This is a genomic window from Natronorubrum amylolyticum (assembly GCF_052040145.1).
In the GTDB taxonomy this organism is placed as follows: Archaea; Halobacteriota; Halobacteria; order Halobacteriales; family Natrialbaceae; genus Natronorubrum.
This window is the reverse complement of the sequence record NZ_JBPPFW010000004.1, coordinates 309,632-323,548: the sequence shown is the minus strand read 5'-3', so window position 1 is coordinate 323,548 and position 13,917 is coordinate 309,632. Positions and strand designations below refer to the sequence as shown.

The 13,917-nt window shown below is 65.1% G+C and carries 18 protein-coding genes; 7 read left to right on the top strand and 11 right to left on the bottom strand.

What is annotated here, in order from left to right; translation table 11 throughout:
* Positions 1–9: 9 nt before the first annotated feature.
* The 8 genes from ddfA to ACSFDB_RS17175 all read right to left on the bottom strand — a co-directional run bounded on the left by ddfA (position 10) and on the right by ACSFDB_RS17175 (position 5,430).
* Positions 10–285 (bottom strand): DdfA family disk-determining factor, encoded by a 276-nt coding sequence (gene ddfA, locus ACSFDB_RS17210; protein WP_440772141.1) that lies wholly within the window; start codon positions 283–285, stop codon positions 10–12.
* A 241-nt stretch (positions 286–526) separates the two neighbouring features.
* Positions 527–946: a Fe-S cluster assembly sulfur transfer protein SufU gene (gene sufU, locus ACSFDB_RS17205; protein WP_440772140.1), complete on the bottom strand. Its 420-nt coding sequence runs from the start codon at positions 944–946 to the stop codon at positions 527–529.
* Between the two features lie 193 nt (positions 947–1,139).
* On the bottom strand, positions 1,140–1,388 hold the full coding sequence (locus ACSFDB_RS17200; RefSeq protein WP_440772139.1) for a DUF8015 family protein: 249 nt from the start codon (positions 1,386–1,388) through the stop codon (positions 1,140–1,142).
* Between the two features lie 140 nt (positions 1,389–1,528).
* A complete protein-coding gene (locus tag ACSFDB_RS17195) occupies positions 1,529–2,167 on the bottom strand; it encodes an HD domain-containing protein (protein WP_440772138.1) in 639 nt (212 codons plus the stop codon).
* Positions 2,168–2,240: 73 nt separating this feature from the next.
* The gene (locus ACSFDB_RS17190; RefSeq protein WP_440772137.1) at positions 2,241–2,792 is read right to left on the bottom strand and encodes a dihydrofolate reductase family protein; all 552 of its coding nucleotides are present in this window, start codon (positions 2,790–2,792) and stop codon (positions 2,241–2,243) included.
* Between the two features lie 146 nt (positions 2,793–2,938).
* Positions 2,939–3,394, bottom strand: a complete 456-nt coding sequence (arsN2, locus tag ACSFDB_RS17185) for an arsenic resistance N-acetyltransferase ArsN2 (protein ID WP_440772136.1) — start codon at positions 3,392–3,394, stop codon at positions 2,939–2,941.
* 183 nt (positions 3,395–3,577) lie between these two features.
* Entirely contained in the window at positions 3,578–4,138 is a 561-nt protein-coding gene (locus tag ACSFDB_RS17180; RefSeq protein ID WP_440772135.1) for a hypothetical protein, read from the bottom strand.
* 47 nt (positions 4,139–4,185) lie between these two features.
* Positions 4,186–5,430: an aminotransferase class V-fold PLP-dependent enzyme gene (locus ACSFDB_RS17175; protein ID WP_440772134.1), complete on the bottom strand. Its 1,245-nt coding sequence runs from the start codon at positions 5,428–5,430 to the stop codon at positions 4,186–4,188.
* A 486-nt stretch (positions 5,431–5,916) separates the two neighbouring features.
* Here ACSFDB_RS17175 and ACSFDB_RS17170 point away from each other — a divergent pair, with 486 nt between their 5' ends.
* Together ACSFDB_RS17170 and ACSFDB_RS17165 are read left to right on the top strand one after the other, a co-directional pair.
* Positions 5,917–6,897, top strand: a complete 981-nt coding sequence (locus ACSFDB_RS17170) for an ABC transporter ATP-binding protein (protein ID WP_440772133.1) — start codon at positions 5,917–5,919, stop codon at positions 6,895–6,897.
* On the top strand, positions 6,894–7,769 hold the full coding sequence (locus ACSFDB_RS17165) for an ABC transporter permease subunit (protein ID WP_440772132.1): 876 nt from the start codon (positions 6,894–6,896) through the stop codon (positions 7,767–7,769). Before ACSFDB_RS17170 ends, ACSFDB_RS17165 begins: the two co-directional genes overlap by 4 nt.
* A gap of 23 nt (positions 7,770–7,792) precedes the next feature.
* Here the strand turns inward: ACSFDB_RS17165 and ACSFDB_RS17160 are convergent, their stop codons facing one another.
* From ACSFDB_RS17160 to ACSFDB_RS17150, 3 genes are all read right to left on the bottom strand, one after another.
* Complete coding sequence (locus ACSFDB_RS17160; protein ID WP_440772131.1) at positions 7,793–8,083, bottom strand: DUF424 domain-containing protein; 291 nt, start codon at positions 8,081–8,083, stop codon at positions 7,793–7,795.
* Positions 8,084–8,086: 3 nt separating this feature from the next.
* On the bottom strand, positions 8,087–8,971 hold the full coding sequence (locus tag ACSFDB_RS17155; protein ID WP_440772130.1) for a tetratricopeptide repeat protein: 885 nt from the start codon (positions 8,969–8,971) through the stop codon (positions 8,087–8,089).
* An 81-nt stretch (positions 8,972–9,052) separates the two neighbouring features.
* Positions 9,053–10,702, bottom strand: coding sequence for a hydroxysqualene dehydroxylase (locus tag ACSFDB_RS17150; protein ID WP_440772129.1), 1,650 nt, complete (start codon positions 10,700–10,702; stop codon positions 9,053–9,055).
* A gap of 129 nt (positions 10,703–10,831) precedes the next feature.
* On the opposite strand from ACSFDB_RS17150, the gene thpR reads away from it, so the two are divergent.
* The 5 genes from thpR (at position 10,832) to ACSFDB_RS17125 (ending at position 13,752) form a co-directional block, all read left to right on the top strand.
* Positions 10,832–11,389 (top strand): RNA 2',3'-cyclic phosphodiesterase, encoded by a 558-nt coding sequence (thpR, locus tag ACSFDB_RS17145; RefSeq protein ID WP_440772128.1) that lies wholly within the window; start codon positions 10,832–10,834, stop codon positions 11,387–11,389.
* Between the two features lie 277 nt (positions 11,390–11,666).
* Positions 11,667–12,572, top strand: coding sequence for a hypothetical protein (locus tag ACSFDB_RS17140; RefSeq protein ID WP_440772255.1), 906 nt, complete (start codon positions 11,667–11,669; stop codon positions 12,570–12,572).
* Between the two features lie 78 nt (positions 12,573–12,650).
* Positions 12,651–12,803: a 50S ribosomal protein L39e gene (locus ACSFDB_RS17135; RefSeq protein ID WP_006092547.1), complete on the top strand. Its 153-nt coding sequence runs from the start codon at positions 12,651–12,653 to the stop codon at positions 12,801–12,803.
* Positions 12,804–12,805: 2 nt separating this feature from the next.
* Positions 12,806–13,084: a 50S ribosomal protein L31e gene (locus ACSFDB_RS17130; protein WP_006092546.1), complete on the top strand. Its 279-nt coding sequence runs from the start codon at positions 12,806–12,808 to the stop codon at positions 13,082–13,084.
* A 2-nt stretch (positions 13,085–13,086) separates the two neighbouring features.
* Entirely contained in the window at positions 13,087–13,752 is a 666-nt protein-coding gene (locus tag ACSFDB_RS17125; protein WP_440772127.1) for a translation initiation factor IF-6, read from the top strand.
* Positions 13,753–13,917: the final 165 nt, after the last annotated feature.

The window sequence follows — 13,917 nt, the reverse complement described above, 5'->3', positions numbered from 1 at the left end:
TCGCAGTTTCTACGCAACTGGTTCTACCGAGACCGCCACTGCCGCTTCGCCAGTACTGTCGACAGTGATCTCGTATCCCGCGTAAACGAAGCTTACGCGACCCGTACGCGGCCGTCCTCCGCGTGTCGGTTCGAACAACGCGTCTAACGCTTCCGGGTCGATCACGTTCCACAGCGGCGGCAGCGTCAGTGGATCGCAGTCTTCGGCCTCGCTCACGGCGTCGACGATCGTTTCGGTAACGGAGGGGGGTGCAGGTCGGCCTTCGGACAGTGAGTGGACAATCATCGAAATCCGTACGCCGTGATATAGTAAATAGCTATCTGTAATCGGTATTTGCTGGAGAATTCGAAATGCTGACAGGCTACGGATGCGTCTGGAGGCTATCAGTTATCGGTCGTTGGCTCCCGTCGTTGCGACGCGAATCAGCCCGAACGGGCGAGACGAAGATGCGACGCTATCACGTGAGAACTGGACGAATGCCGCAATCGGATTATTCAGCCGAATTCCGGCTCTTGGGACCGCGGACTCAGTCCTCGGTCGTCGTTTTCTCGACGTCGAGTTCGCCCTGATAGATCTCCGCGCCGTCCTGTGCAACCTTTTCCGCCAGTACGGCACACTTGATGCGCATCGGCGAGATGTCGACGCCGAGCATGTCGATCACGTCGTCGCGGTCCATCTCGAGTAACTCCTCGATCGTGGTGCCCGGAAGTTTCGTCGAGAGCATGCTCGCGGAGGCCTGGCTGATCGCACAGCCGTCGCCGGAGAACGCGACTCGTTCGATCGTCTCCTCGTCGTCCTCGAGGACGACGTCCATGCGAATCTCGTCGCCGCACATCGGGTTCTCGCCGATGTGCGTGAACGTCGGATCCTCGATCTCCCCGTAGTTACGGGGGTTCTTGTAGTGATCGAGGATCTGCTGTCTGTACATATCGGAGCCCAGTCCCATTGGTGTGTACGGATAGACGCGAGAGTTGTAAAAGGGTTCCGGGGCTACGGACGACATCGGTATTTCGGTCGCGAGACGGCCTGCGCGTACACGACCGACGTGAAAACGGTTGGTGGTCGATACGCCGATAGTAGCAACTGAACCGATTTACACACCGATCGCATGCGATCGGGTGTGCGTTGATCTTCAGTGGCTACGACGTGTCCTGATCGACCGGCGGGTTCCAGTAGCAGGCGTCGACGACAACGGCCGCGCCGACGACTGCAGCGACGGCCATCGCCTGGACGAGCGAAACGCTCGAGACGCTCGCCGCGACCAGTGCAACCGCGAACGCAACCGGAACGACCAGCAGCAGGATATCGTACCGGTCGGCCGCGGCGAGAACGCCGAACAGGGTCTCGAACGGGTCCCGTTTGGGACGGCCGATCGTGTTCTCGTACATCGTTCTCACCTCGGCACCGGCCAGTACGACTGACGGCCAAAAAAATTCTTCGCGGGTTTGTTATTTACACCGGGGACTGATGGCGGTCTCGAGCCAGATCGTTCTCGATCGCCCGGGGCACACCGCGTATCGCTCCCTGCTCACCGCTCGCCGGCGACTTCCGCGTCGAACTGCGCGACGTACTCGCGGACGAACGCCGCGCGTTCGTCGGCGATCCGGCTGCCGACGGTGGTGTACATGCGGTCGGGGAGGTCGAGAATCTTCTTGTGGAGGTGGTTGTACTGGGCCCTGCCGTCGGGCGTCTCGTCGTCGTCGACCGGCACACCGGGGTCGTAAATCGGCGACCCGACCTCGCCGCCGTAGGCGAACACGCGAGCGATGCCGAGCGCGCCGAGGGCGTCGAGGTTGTCCGCGTCGCTGACGATCCGCGCCTCGAGCGTCTCGGGTTCGATCGCGTTCGAATATCGATGCGCGCGAACGCAGTGCTGGACGCGCTCGATCGTCGCCGCGTCCGCACCGACGTCCTCGAGGATTCGACCCGCCTCCACGGCCCCCCACGTCGCGTGGTCGTCGATCTCGCCCTGATCTTCTCGCTCCCGTCCGATATCGTGGCAGAGGACGGCGAGACCCACGATGCGGTCGTCGATCGACGCCGGCTCCGAGTGGCGGTCGATCAGCGTCTCCGCGAGCGTCTCGACCCGCTGGACGTGGTGCCAATCGTGGGCCGGCGGGGCGTCCTCGAAGTACGGGCGGGCGCGGCTCCGGACTGTCTCGAGCATGCCGGTCGTGTTTCGACGAGGCGGGGATAAACGTACAGATCTCGAGCGGTTCCGGTCGTGCGGCACTGCGTAGTCACGACGACGAGGCAGTAGCGTCGACGCCGTACCGCAGTTCGACCAGTCCGTTGGCCGAGGACGGACGCTCGAGCAACGTCAACCCCCGTTCGATTCCACCGTCGTCGAAGAGCGAGATCCCCCGCCCGAGAAGCACCGGGACGATAGTCAGTCGAATTTCGTCGAGCAGACCCTGTCGGAGAAACGCCCGGGACAGCGCTGCGCCGCCGACGAGCCAACTGTGTTCGTATCGAGCCGTGAGCTCATCGGCCAGGTCACGAAGCTCACCAGCGAACAGTTCGACGCAATCGGTCGCGAGCGGAAGATCCCGGTGTGTGACGACGTACGTTGGTTTCTCATCGTAAGGCCACTCGCCGAACGTCAACACCTGTTCGTACGTTCGCGATCCCATCACCAGACAGTCGACCCTGCCAAAGAAGTCCTCGTAGCCCCCACCGGTGTCGTCGCTCTCATCCTGATAGCTCTCGAGCCACTCAACGCCGCCGTCTTCGGTTGCGACGAACCCGTCCAGACTGGCGGCGATGTACAGCGTGATGGTACCCTCGTCCATACCGAATACGAGGTCGACGACGCGGTTATCTCGAGCGGTCGTGTGGCCGCTTCCAGCCGCTAGATTCGGAGCGAACACGCGCCACTTCGGCGACGACTCGAGCGGTTCGACTCGTCGACCGGGACTGCCGTCTTCGACCGGTCCCGTCAGCGCTGGTCCGGAAGCTGTTTTCGCATACACGTCGCCGACGCTGGGCAGAGTTCGTCGAACTCGGTCGTCGCCCGTATCGGGGCTGGCGCGTCGGCTCGCTCGAGCTCCGCGTAGCCGAGATCCGAAAAGAAGTCGGCGGCGGTCGTCGTGAGCAGGTACAGCGTCTCGACGCCGTCGGCTCGAGCCCGCCGCTCCAGCGCGTCACAGAGCGCCGTTCCGAAGCCGTTCCCGCGGGCCGACTGCTCGACGACGACCGATCGGAGGAGCCCGTCGGTTCCGTCGGACTCGAGGCCCCCGATCCCGACCCGTTCGTCTCCGGCGTAGCCGACGTAGAACTGGGCGGGCGCGGTCCGAACGTCCGCCGACGGCAACCCGTTCGCGTCCAGCAAGGATTCGACGTAGGCGAGTTCGCGTTCGTCGGCGCGCCGGAGCGTGAGTGTCGCACCGCTCATATCGATGGCAACGATGCAACGGGACTAATAGCTTCTACGGAGCCACGTGGGGCCGTTCGTGATCGAGACTCCGGGTGTGAACGTGATCGTCCTCGAGGGTGATACTGACGAGGCCGCGACGATCGATGCCCGCTCGGACCGTCGCCCTCGATCGTCTTTTCACCCCCGTCAACCACCAGCCGCTCAGTCTCGAACGCTCGCGGATCCGAATACCGCCGGCCCGACGATGTGTCGAGTCGCGGACGTGAGTGAAAAGCTCCAGATGAAGACGATAGCGAACTGCATGAACGTCGAGACGTGTTCTCTCGGAAGCAGTATCCACACGAGTGCGGTGGCGACGCCGATACTCACGAGGGTCGCAATCGCCATGGTCACGTCGCTGCGGTCTGCGCCGATTTGGACCCCCTCCAGGCAAATGCTGAGTACGATTCCGGTGACGACTCCGCTTCCGACCGCGACCGCTATCGCTTCGTTTGAGACGATTTCTCGAGCGGGTGTCGGCAGTAGCAAGACGGGTGTCAGTACGATGGCGAACAACAGCCCCCGGATGGCGATCACCCGCTCGTTCGTTCCGTGATAGATGTCAGAGAGGGTTAATTCAACCATGATGAACTTTTGTCCTCGCTGCCATATAACGTTATATTTCGTTCGCTCGGCGAGACGCTCCTCGCGCGTCAGCGAAAGCATTGACGCGCCCGGCGAGAGCGACGCTCTCGCTGGCCTTCGCTCGTTCACTTCGTTCACTCACGAAGACGTCGTCTAACGCGGTTCTCCTCGCGGGCAGCGTTCGCCTACGCGAACAGCTGCCGCGCGTCGTCTAACGCCGCAACCATCTTGTCGACCTCCTCCCGCGTATTGTAGACGTAAAAGGACGCTCGAGTCGACGCCGCCACACCAAGCTTGTCGTGCAGCGGCTGCGTACAATGGTCGCCGGCCCGGACCGCGACCGTGTGGTCGTTCATGATCGAGGCGAGGTCGTGGGCGTGGACGCCCTCGATGTTGAAGCTGACCAGCCCGCCGCGGTCGGGGCCGCCCTCGGGGCCGTAGATCTCGACGTCGCCTTCTGCCTCGAGTTGGTCGTAGGCGTAGGCGGCGAGCTCCTCCTCGTGGGCCCGAATTCGTTCCATCCCGATCTCCTCGAGCCAGTCGATCGCCGCGTGGAGGCCGACGGCTTCGGCGATCGGCGGCGTGCCGGGTTCGAACTTCCAGGGGAGGTCGCCCCAGGTGGAGTCCTCGAAGGTGACCTTCCGGATCATGCCGCCGCCGTAGAGGTAGGGCTGGAGCTCCTCGAGCAACTCCTGCTTGCCGTAGAGGACGCCGATGCCGGTGGGGCCGGCCATCTTGTGGCCCGAGAAGGCGTAGAAGTCGGCGTCGATCTCCTCGACGTCGACGGGACGGTTCGGGACCGCTTGGGCGCCGTCGATAAAGGAGAGGGCCCCGTGGTCGTGGGCGAGATCGGTGAGTTCGGAGACGGGGTTGACCGTGCCCAGCGTGTTCGAGACGTGGACGGCTGAGACGATGGCCGCGTCGTCGTCGATCAGTTCGCGAGCGTGGTCCATATCGAGGCGACCGGTGTCGTCGACACGGATGTACTCGACGTCGGCTCCGGTTTGGTGGGCGATCTGTTGCCAGGTGACCAGCGAGGCGTGGTGTTCCATCTCCGTCAGCACGACCCGGTCGCCGGGCCCGAGTTCGTTCAGTCCCCACGAGTAGGCGAGCAGGTTCTCGCTCTCGGTCGTGTTCTTGGTGAAGATGATCTCTTCGCGGCCGTCGGCGTTGATAAACTCCGCGACGCGGTCGTGGGCCTCCTCGTAGCAAATCGAGGCCTCCTGGCTGAGGTGGTGGATCCCCCGGTGGACGTTGGCGTTGGACTCTCGGTAGTAGTCGCTCATCGCGTCGACGACCGCGTCGGGGGTCTGGGTCGTCGCCGCGTTGTCGAGGTAGACGACCTGCTGGCCGTCGAACTCCCGCTCGAGGATGGGGAACTCCTCGCGGATGGCCTCGACGTCGAGCGCCTCGAGATTCTGCTGACTCATTGGCTGCTAGCAGGAACCCCAGACAAAACACTCCTTCGGTCCGGCGGCACGCGTATCGGTCGAACCGGGTTCGTACGAATCCGTCTCGCCGGGTCTGGGCTGTTCGCACGCAGCCCTCTCACTTCGAATCTGGACCGTTGGCATTCGACGAGTTCATCGGAGATCACGGGAGAGACGAGTGCTTACGGAGTCGACAAACGGAGGGAGCGACGAGACCGAAAGAGGGGGAAACAGGGCGGATGGTTGGTGGGTGGGTGCCTCGGCAGGGAACGTGGGCTGGTTGGTCAGGGAGTCCAGTATCGGTGCCCCGCCAATTGCACTGTCCCCTGGCGACCGACATATCAGTGCTTCCAAACCATGTTGGTACGTGAGAGATAGCCGTAGTGACCTGTCCGGGAGCGTCGCACTCCTAACGGATCGCCGCGTGTTCTCCCCCTGAAATCGTGCCCCCGTAATTAAATACTCGTCCTGTGTGTTCTCCAACAAATGGCTGCGATCGAAACGATCGGACTAACGAAGGAGTACGGCGAGCTTACCGCCGTCGACGACCTCGATCTCACGATCGAGGAGGGCGAGGTGTTCGGGTTTTTAGGGCCGAACGGCGCGGGCAAGTCGACGACGATCAACATGCTGCTCGATTTCACCCGTCCGAGTTCGGGGTCGGCGACGGTGCTCGGCTACGACGCACAAGACGAATCCGACGCGATCAGTCCTCGCGTCGGCGTCCTCCCGGAGGGGTTCGACATCTATCCCCGCCTCACGGGACGTCGACACATCGAGTTCGCGATCGAGACGAAAGACGCCGCCGACGATCCCGACGAAGTTCTCGAGCGCGTGGGACTCTCGGCCGACGACGCCGTGCGTCCCGCCGGCGACTACTCGAAGGGAATGCGCCAGCGGCTCGCGACCGGGATGGCGCTGGTCGGCGATCCCGACCTGCTCATCATGGACGAACCCTCGAGCGGGCTCGACCCCCACGGCATCCGCGAGATGCAAGAACTCGTCCGTTCCGAGGCCGAGACGGGAACGACCGTCTTCTTCTCGAGTCATATTCTGGAACACGTCGAGGCCGTCTGTGACCGGATCGGCGTGTTGAACGAGGGCGAACTCGTCGCCGTCGACACCATCGAGGGGCTCCGCGAGTCGTTCGGCGGCGGCGGGACGATGGAACTGGTGCTCGCCGATTCCGCCGACGCGTTCCGCGACGCCGTCACCGCCGTGGACGGAATCGCGGACGTCACCGCCTCGGGCCGCACGCTCGAGTGTTCGATCACCGATCCGGCGGCGAAAGCCGGCGCCGTGATCGCACTCGACGACGCTGGGACGACGGTTCGTGATGTGCGGATCGAGGACGTCTCGCTCGAGTCGCTGTTCACGACGCTGACGAACGGCGGCGGCGAAACTGAGGGTCGGAGCGCCGACGAAACGGAGGGTCCTGCGGCCGCGGCGCCGGAGGTGGCCGAATGACCCAACACATCACCACCGTCGCGCGAAAGGAGTTCGAAGACGCCGGCCGCTCGAAACTGCTCTGGGCGCTGATCGGCCTGCTCGTCGGCCTCGTCACTATCGGCTACGTCGCGATCTGGTACACAGCGGACGACGTCACGGCGGCCGAAGTGCTCGGCTTCATCGCGCTCCCGCTGCAGACGATCATCCCGATCGCGGCGCTCATCGTCGGCTACATGGCCGTCGTCGGAGAGCGTCGGTCGGGCAGCATCAAACTCCTGCTCGGCTTGCCGCCCAACCGAACCGATATCGTCTTCGGGAAACTGCTCGGCCGGATGGCGGTCGTCGCGACGGCCGTCTTCCTCGCGTTCGTCGTCGCGCTGGTCTTAGGCGCGGTGCTGTTCGGTTCGATTCCGTTCCTCGACTGGCTCGCGTTCGGCGCCATCTCGATTCTGTTCGGCGTGTCGTTCGCCGGGCTGGCCGTCGGCGTCTCCGCCGGCGTCTCGACGCGGGGGAAGTCGATGGCGATCGTCGTCGGGCTCTACATGCTCGTCCTCGCGCTGTGGGAACTCGTCACGGCCGGCCCGTACTACCTCATCTACGGCGAAGGGCCGCCCGTCGAGGCCGAGGCGTGGTACCTGTTCGTCGACCAGTTCAATCCGATCACCACCTACACCACGCTGGTCGGCAACGTCGTCGAGGGCGAGGTCTTCCCCTTCATGTTCCAGTACGGACTCGAGGACTTCGAGGCGTCCGGCATGACGCCCGCCGAACGGTACGCGGGCGACGCGCCGTTTTACCTCCAGGACTGGTTCGGCCTCGTCGTCCTGCTGTGCTGGCTGATCGTGCCCGTCGCGATCGGCTACTATCGGTTCCAGAAAACGGATCTGTAGGTCCCCGCTGGGAGCCGACGTGCTTACATTCGCAGCAACTGCGCGTGCAGCGTCGACCCCACCTCGAGGACGTTCGCCTCGTCGACGAACCCCTCCGCGATGGCGAGTTCGACGGCCTCTCGACCGACGATGTTGGCGACGTCCGCTCGAGCGAGGCTGTCGACGACGGCCCCCTCGTCGACCCCGTCGCCGCCGTAGAACTCCTCCGTGACGGTCAACGAGATCTCGTCGGTTTCGAACGTCTCGCCGAGGACGTCCTCGTCGCAGACGGCGACCAACAGCCCCTCCGGCGTCTGTCGTTCGTTGACGATCATGCGTTACTCGAGCCGCCACTCCTCGTCGTCTCGCTCTGACGCGCGGCCGGGGTCGGTGATGTCGGTCCCGTCCCGACGACCCTGCTCTCCCGGCCGTCCGTCCGGGACGCCCGCCGAATCGGGGGTGTGGCCCTGGGTTTCTCTGCGTTCGTCGACCATCTCCTGTTCGGCGCGCTCGAGCATCTCGTTGGCCTCTTCGGCGATCTCCTCGGCCTCGTCGTACTCGCCCAGATCCTCGAGGATCTCGGCCTTCTCCTCGAGCACTTTCGCGTTGCGCAGGCCCAGTCGGATCGCGTTGTCGATGCAGTGAAGCGCCTCCTCGGCCAGCCCGCGCTCCGAGAGGAAGAAGGCGCGGTTGAACCAGCCCTCGGCGAAGCGCTCGTCGACTTCGACGGCGCGCTCGGCGTGCTCTAAGGCCTGTGCCGTCTCGCCGAACTCCCAGAGCGCGTAGGCGAGGTTCGTCTCGGCGGTCGCGGCGTGCTCGCTCTCCCCGTCGATCCGGAGCGCCTCTTGGTGGGCACCGATGGCTTCGTCGTACTCCTCGAGTTCGGCGTGGGCGACGCCCTTGTTGACCCAGGCTTCCTGGGTCGTGCGGTCGTCGTCGGCGAACTGAGCGGCCCGCTCGAAGGCGTCGGTCGCCTGCTCGTAGCGGTTGATCTGCATGTAGTTCAGCCCGACGTCGAGCAACTCGTCCGCGTCGACGTCGTCGCTGCCGATGTTGTGTTTATCGAGCGTGTCGGTGACGACCCGCGAGTCCACGGGGTCGACCTTCGAGGGGTCGACGCCCAGCTCCGGCGGGTCCAGATCGAACTCGTCGTAGGCGTCGCTGAACCCCTCTCCCTCGGAGAAGCGGTGATCTCGATCGTCGTCGCCCTCTCGGTCAGTCATTGCCGTAGCTGTGGCGGCGACGACTGTTAAGGGCTGCGACACGGCTACCGATCGACTCGCACCGTCGGTCGAGACGCCGGCTCAGAGCCGCTTGCTGAGACGCCTGGTCGCCGTCCGGATCGACTGCGTCGCCGCCGCGGGATGGGGGAGACCGAGTCGATATCGAATCCGGTCCTGGCGTTTGAACGGCTCGAACACCGCCGGTTCCTCGAGCTCCCAGCGCTGCGGTCGCGACCCTCGATACCGGGCCCGATCGAGGATCGCACTCGCCGCGCGACGCCCGGCTTCGTCGGCCGACTCCATCGAGGCGAGATCGGCGTTCGTTCGCACGTAGTCGCCGGCCAGCGTGAGGTTCCGGACGGCCGTGTCCGCCGGCGGCCGGTTCCGGAGCGAGCCGACGGTGTTGATCAACAGCGGGGATCGGTTCTCGACGCCGTCGTCCGTCTCGACGATCGCCGGATCGAGGAACCAGTCGACCAGTATCTCGTCCGTGAGTCGCGTCCCGGGGCCGGCCAGGTGATCGTCCGACGCGTTCAGGTGCGCTTTCAGCTGCGCCCAGATCTCCTCGGCGATCTCCTCACGCGTGCACGCTCTGGCCGGCTTCTCGTGGACGATTCCGGGCGTCTCCCAGTCGGAGGCGATCACCGAGAGAACGCCCTCGACCGCGTCGGGCCCCCGACGTTCGAGATCGTAGTCGGTCCAGAACTGTCGCTGGGAGATCGACGTCAGCGCCCAGGGAGCGTCGGCGTACACCTGGTGGCCTCGCGTCAGTTCGACGTCCTCGCGCAGATAGAACTGGATGCCGTTCATCCAGGCCGTCTCGAGTCGCCCGATACGGCCCAGTTCCGGCGCGGCCCGGCGCAGTTCCGGCGTGACGAAGTTCGGTGCGACGTCGACCGGGACGGCCAGGACGTACTCGTCGGCCGTGACCGTCCGGCCGTCGGCCATCGCGACGCCGGTGATTCGCCGCCCGTCGAACTCGAGGCCGCGTGCCGGCGCGTTTCGCTGCAGGTCGACGCCGAGCGTCTCGAGGTACCGAACCCACGGGTCGATCCAGGCCACGTTCGTCGGCGCGTTCAGGATGCGCTCGGTCGGCCGGCTCGCGTCGAGCTGTCCGAACAGGAGCTGGAGGTAGATCGTCCCGATCGTCCTGGCGCTGCCGACCTCCGGGCGGAGCGCCACCAGCGACTGCGTCGCGTACGCGAGTCGGTCGCGAAACTCCTGGGAGCGGTTTTCGGCGTCGATGAACGTCCACCAGGAGACGTCGTCGAGTTCGCCCTCGCGCCGATCGTCACAGGCGGTCAGCAGGTAGAGCAGTCGCTCGAGCAGGAAGCGAACGTCGTCGGCGGGGAGGTCCTCGACGAACGCTGGGCGCAGCGCCTCGAGCCACTCGCGAAGTGAGTCGGGGGCGGTGGTGGACGCGATTCGGTCCGCGTCGTCGACCCCCGCGATAAGCGTTGCTTCGGTCCCGACGAGGTTGTCAGCGACGGTTCCGTTGCCGTCGGGGATCCGCTCCATTGTATCGACGACGTGGCGATAGAACGCCGGGAAGAATCGAAAGCCGTGCTCGCCGTGGAGCGGCGCCGGACCGTCCGCGATCGGCATCGATCGGGCCTTCCCGCCGAATCGGTCGTTCGCCTCGAGGACGGTCACGTCGAACCCGCGCTCGGCGAGTTCGTGGGCCGCCGTGAGTCCCCCGATTCCGCCACCGACGACGGCGATTGCTGTCATTGCTCCTCGTACGGTTCCCACGGAAATAGTCCGCGTCCCTAACAACGTCAGTCGGCGACGATACGGTCTCGAGCGTCGTCGTGACTCGGCCAAGCTTCAATACTTGGACGGTCGAACGCTCCCGTGAGCATGCGACTCTTCGTCAGCGTCGACCTGCCCGACGACCTCGCGGAACCGGTCGCCGATCTGCAGGCCGAGTTCGCCGACGCGAGCGGCCTGAATTTCACGGACCCCGAACAGGCCCACCTCACGATGAAGTTCCTCGGCGAGGTCGACGAGGATCGACTGCCGCCGCTCCGAGGAGAACTCGAGGCCGCCGTCGACGACGCCGACGTCGAACCCTTTATCGCCCGATTCGGCGGGCTGGGGGTCTTCCCGAGTCTCGACTACATCAGCGTCGTCTGGCTCGGCGTCGAACGCGGTGGTGCGGAACTGACCCGGCTGCACGAGGCGATCGAGGCGCGAACGACCGCGATAGGGTTCGAGCCGGAGTCCCACGAGTTCACGCCCCACGTCACGCTCGCGCGGATGGAACACGCAGGCGGGAAGGACCTCGTTCAGGAACTGGTTCGGGAGCGCGATCCGACGGTCGGCGAAATGACGGTCGAGGAGGTCCGGCTGACCGAGAGCACCCTCACCGACGAGGGGCCGGTGTACTCGACGCTCGAGTCGTTCCCGCTCGAGTAGCCCCGCTCGTCCGACTCGAGTAGCACCGGTCGCCTGATTGGAGACCATCGCCACCCTCTCGAACGTGTCGCGTATCGACGACCTACGCCCGGCTAGGCCGTTCGTACCCCGATCCGGCTGAACAATGCAAGACCGTCGCTCATAACACCGACCGGTGTAGCGATCCGTAGACGATGGTGGCTCCCTCCGCTGGTGATCGGCCCTGACTCCGTCACCCCCCTCGTCCGCGCGACTCTCCGCGAGCGCGGACGGCCGACTCGTCTCGAGACGGGAGCTACTGGTCTCGCTCGGCGGGGCGGCTGCCGTCTCGAGGGTCCGTGGCGACTCGCCGAGCGGACTCGCCAGCGATGACGCTGCGCCGCTGCACGTCCGCGTCTATCCCCGACCGGTGCCGCTGTGGGCCTGGACCCGCTACGGCTTCGACGGCGTTCGAGCGGACTGGCCGCCGCCGTTCCGGGACGCGCTCTCGGCCATCGAGGCCGCGTTCGGAGCGATACTCGCGTACGCCCACGAGCGCTCGCGGCTCGAGGGACTCGAGGTGACCGTCGAGCGCGGCGACCTCGTTCGGCTGCCGCTTCCGTCGGTCGCCGATCCGTCCGAGGCGGTGGTTCCCTCGCTCGAGACGGTGCTTGACGGTTTTCGGGCGCGACTCGACGAGCGCGACGCGCTGACGGGATCGACCTGTCACGCCCTGCTGTGTTGGGCACCGCTGAATCACCGCGTGGGTTACGGCGGAACGCTCTCCCCGAACGCGTGGACCGGCAACGTGACGGGCCAGCCGACCGACACCGGCGACTCCCTGACCGTCGCGAACCTCGGTGCGACCGAGCTCTGGGACTCGCGGGCGGTCACGCGAAACATGGCGATCCACGAGGTCCTGCATACGTTCCTCGACACCGACGTCGTCGAGGCGGTCGGCGACTCGAGTTGCGATCACGACCTCGGAACCGCGGTGCGCGTCGACGACGAGACGATGCGAGTCTCCCCGATGGCGACCGCCTACGCCGGGCCGGACGAGATCGGCGGCGGCACCAGATTCCACGGCACCGGCTGTCACGACCACGACGAATTCCACCGCCACGACGGTCTCGAGGGCGTCGAGAACTGGACGTATACGACCGAACTCAGCGAGGCGACGCTCGAGGCCGTGACGCGCTATCTCGAGACCAATATCGACCGATAACCGGGCCGAACGCCCCGCTTCGCACTCGTCTCCAAGATGGACAAGATTTTATGCCAGCGTAGGCTACCTGTGGCTACTATGGGTAAGAAAACGAAGGGCAAGAAAAAGCGTCTTGCCAAACTCGAGAACCAGAACAGCCGTGTTCCGGCCTGGGTCATGATGAAGACCGACATGGAAGTCCAGCGCAACCCGAAGCGACGCAACTGGCGGCGTAACGACACTGACGAGTAACGATGAGTGCAAGTGATTTCGAGGAACGCGTCGTTACCGTTCCGCTGCGCGACGTCAAGAAGGGCGCCAACCACGAGGCCGCCGACTACGCGATGCGACTCGTTCGCGAACACCTCGCGAAACACTTCGCGGTCGACGAAGAGGCCATCCGACTGGACCCCTCGATCAACGAGGAGATCTGGTCGAACGGCCGTTCCAACCCGCCGCGAAAGCTCCGCGTCCGCGCGGCCCGCTTCGACGAAGAGGGTGAGGCCGTCGTCGAGGCCGAGGTCGCCGAGTAAATTTGCAACGACTCGCCTTCGTCGGGTCGGCGTACGTCGGGGTCTTCGCCCGGGCGACCGACTCGTGCGTGCTCGTTCGCCCGGACGTCGATGACGACGTCGTCGCCGATCTGACCGACGAACTCGAGGTGCCTGCAATTCCCACCACCGTGGGGGGCTCCTCGACGGTCGGCGCGCTAGCGATGGGTAACGAGAACGGTCTCCTCGTCAGTTCGCGCATCCTCGAGTACGAACGCGAACGGCTCGAGGAGGAGGTCGATCTCCCCGTCGCGGAACTGCCGGGGAACATCAACGCTGCAGGGAACGTCGTGCTGGCAAACGACTACGGCGCGTACGTCCACCCCGACCTCCCGCGGGAAACGGTCCAGATCGTCAAAGACACCCTCGAGGTGCCCGTTGAACGCGGCGACCTTGCAGGCGTTCGCACCGTCGGGACCGCCGCGGTCACGACGAACAAGGGGGTGCTCTGTCACCCGAAATCGACCGACGAGGAACTGGACACGCTCGAGGAGGTCCTCGACGTCCGGGCCGACGTCGGCACCGTCAACTACGGCGCGCCGCTGCTCGGATCGGGGCTGCTCGCCAACGAGTCCGGCTACGTCGTCGGACAGGATACGACCGGGCCCGAACTCGGCCGGATCGAGGACGCGCTGGGCTATCTGGAGTAGCGTTCTCGTACGAACTGCGTTTTCACTCTTCGCGGTCGTTCACTCGAGACGACCGCCGCTACATTCCGAATCGCTAACACTATATTCTGCGAAGCGAAGAACCGATCCACGATGACTCGTCGTCGGTCAGCCCAGCGATTTCTCGTCGGCTCTGACGTCTCGGAG

Excerpts from the sequence above, each read along its gene's own strand:
- ddfA (WP_440772141.1), bottom strand. The coding sequence starts at position 285 with ATGATTGTCCACTCACTGTCCGAAGGCCGACCTGCACCCCCCTCCGTT.
- sufU (WP_440772140.1), bottom strand. The coding sequence starts at position 946 with ATGGGACTGGGCTCCGATATGTACAGACAGCAGATCCTCGATCACTAC.
- ACSFDB_RS17200 (WP_440772139.1), bottom strand. The coding sequence starts at position 1,388 with ATGTACGAGAACACGATCGGCCGTCCCAAACGGGACCCGTTCGAGACC.
- ACSFDB_RS17195 (WP_440772138.1), bottom strand. The coding sequence starts at position 2,167 with ATGCTCGAGACAGTCCGGAGCCGCGCCCGCCCGTACTTCGAGGACGCC.
- ACSFDB_RS17190 (WP_440772137.1), bottom strand. The coding sequence starts at position 2,792 with ATGGACGAGGGTACCATCACGCTGTACATCGCCGCCAGTCTGGACGGG.
- arsN2 (WP_440772136.1), bottom strand. The coding sequence starts at position 3,394 with ATGAGCGGTGCGACACTCACGCTCCGGCGCGCCGACGAACGCGAACTC.
- ACSFDB_RS17175 (WP_440772134.1), bottom strand. The coding sequence starts at position 5,430 with ATGAGTCAGCAGAATCTCGAGGCGCTCGACGTCGAGGCCATCCGCGAG.
- ACSFDB_RS17170 (WP_440772133.1), top strand. The coding sequence starts at position 5,917 with ATGGCTGCGATCGAAACGATCGGACTAACGAAGGAGTACGGCGAGCTT.
- ACSFDB_RS17165 (WP_440772132.1), top strand. The coding sequence starts at position 6,894 with ATGACCCAACACATCACCACCGTCGCGCGAAAGGAGTTCGAAGACGCC.
- ACSFDB_RS17160 (WP_440772131.1), bottom strand. The coding sequence starts at position 8,083 with ATGATCGTCAACGAACGACAGACGCCGGAGGGGCTGTTGGTCGCCGTC.
- ACSFDB_RS17155 (WP_440772130.1), bottom strand. The coding sequence starts at position 8,971 with ATGACTGACCGAGAGGGCGACGACGATCGAGATCACCGCTTCTCCGAG.
- ACSFDB_RS17150 (WP_440772129.1), bottom strand. The coding sequence starts at position 10,702 with ATGACAGCAATCGCCGTCGTCGGTGGCGGAATCGGGGGACTCACGGCG.
- thpR (WP_440772128.1), top strand. The coding sequence starts at position 10,832 with ATGCGACTCTTCGTCAGCGTCGACCTGCCCGACGACCTCGCGGAACCG.
- ACSFDB_RS17135 (WP_006092547.1), top strand. The coding sequence starts at position 12,651 with ATGGGTAAGAAAACGAAGGGCAAGAAAAAGCGTCTTGCCAAACTCGAG.
- ACSFDB_RS17130 (WP_006092546.1), top strand. The coding sequence starts at position 12,806 with ATGAGTGCAAGTGATTTCGAGGAACGCGTCGTTACCGTTCCGCTGCGC.